Source organism: Paraburkholderia solitsugae (genome assembly GCF_013177695.1).
Classification (GTDB): domain Bacteria; phylum Pseudomonadota; class Gammaproteobacteria; order Burkholderiales; family Burkholderiaceae; genus Paraburkholderia; species Paraburkholderia solitsugae.
The window spans coordinates 1-1275 of the sequence record NZ_WOEY01000180.1 but is presented as its reverse complement, the minus strand read 5'-3'; the positions used below and the strand labels follow the sequence as shown (position 1 = coordinate 1275).

Genomic DNA, 1275 nt, shown 5'->3' with positions numbered 1-1275 from the left:
GCAATGCTCTCAACTTAAGCCCCATTCCATCAAGCAAGTTTGTACGCGAGATGGAAGTGGGGCTTCGCTTTTCTGGGCGGTCTCGGGTATGAGCGCGAAGGCTGGATGCGGCATCGGGTCTGGCGGATCACTGCAAGCACCTGGGTGAGATTCTCCAGACACTGCCGGATACGCAGAAGGCACGCGCCGAGTATCGGCTTGAGCGCTCCGAGCGCGTACACGCGGTTGGGACGACTGGCACATTCGTCGTTGTGGGGCGAATCCAGGTCACTGAGCAGCGTGCACAGGTTGTCAGCGAGGATTTTGGCACCGAAGTCCTGCTGCAATGCCAGGTATTCCAGACCCGTGACGGCTTCCAGCCGCAGCCGGTGCTTCAGGCGCTTGAACGCTTCCTCGACCCGCCAGCGCTGATGATAGAGCGCGCCGAAGGACGCAGCGGGGTAACGCTGGGCATCAAGCAGCGAGGTCATCAGCACCCGCACGCGCCCGCCGGGCGTGACGTCGCGGATCAGGCGCACGGTGGTAGCCGTGCGTGCCAGTTCGTAATCGCAGGCGTCCTGCTCTCTGGGAGCCTCAAGCGTCACCACGCGCTCGGTCTCGCCGCTGCGCGCGAAGACGGTGACGCACTTCCAGTTCCGCGCATCGACGCGCATGCAGAACGGAATCTCGCGCTGTGTCAGCGCGGCCACCATGGTGTTGCCGATATAGCCGCGGTCGAGTAGCAGCAGATCGGTGCGCGGTTGCAGCACGTCCAGCGCTTCGAACAGCATCTGCCGCTCGGCGCCATCGGCCGGATGAAGCGCAGCGTGCAGGGTCAGCTCGGGCCCCGGCAGGAACAGCGCAAACGCATAGTGATCGGCGCTTAACTCGTGGCCGCGACGGGTGCCCACACGCAGGCGGCTACCATCAGCAGCGACCAGCCTCAGGCCGTTCCACTGCATCGAATCGATATGGGGCTGGGCGAGCGCCATGAGGTGTACGCGGGCCAGGTCGAAGAGCTCGGCTGACAACCCGCGTCGTGCCTTGCTGAAGGCCTGTGCGCTGACTGCGCGCACGCGCCCGCGGGTATCTCCCAGCGCGCCGAATAGCTCATCGAGTTCGGCCTGCACGCTCGCACACATGCCCGACATCATCAGCGCGGCCATGCGCGGCAAGGTCAGGGTGCGATTGCGCGTAAATGCGGTGGGAGAGCGACGCACGCGCTCGGCGAGCGTCGGATCGAGCAGGAAATCGGAGAACTCAGCAAGAAGCCGCGAGGACGCTGGTATTTGAGTT

Annotated in this window: 1 protein-coding gene; it reads right to left on the bottom strand. The window is 64.4% G+C overall.

Going from position 1 to position 1275, the window contains the following annotated elements; genetic code table 11:
* Positions 1-29: 29 nt before the first annotated feature.
* A partial coding sequence (locus GNZ12_RS42525) for an IS4 family transposase (protein WP_235994088.1) occupies positions 30-1275 on the bottom strand: 1246 nt, incomplete at its 5' end.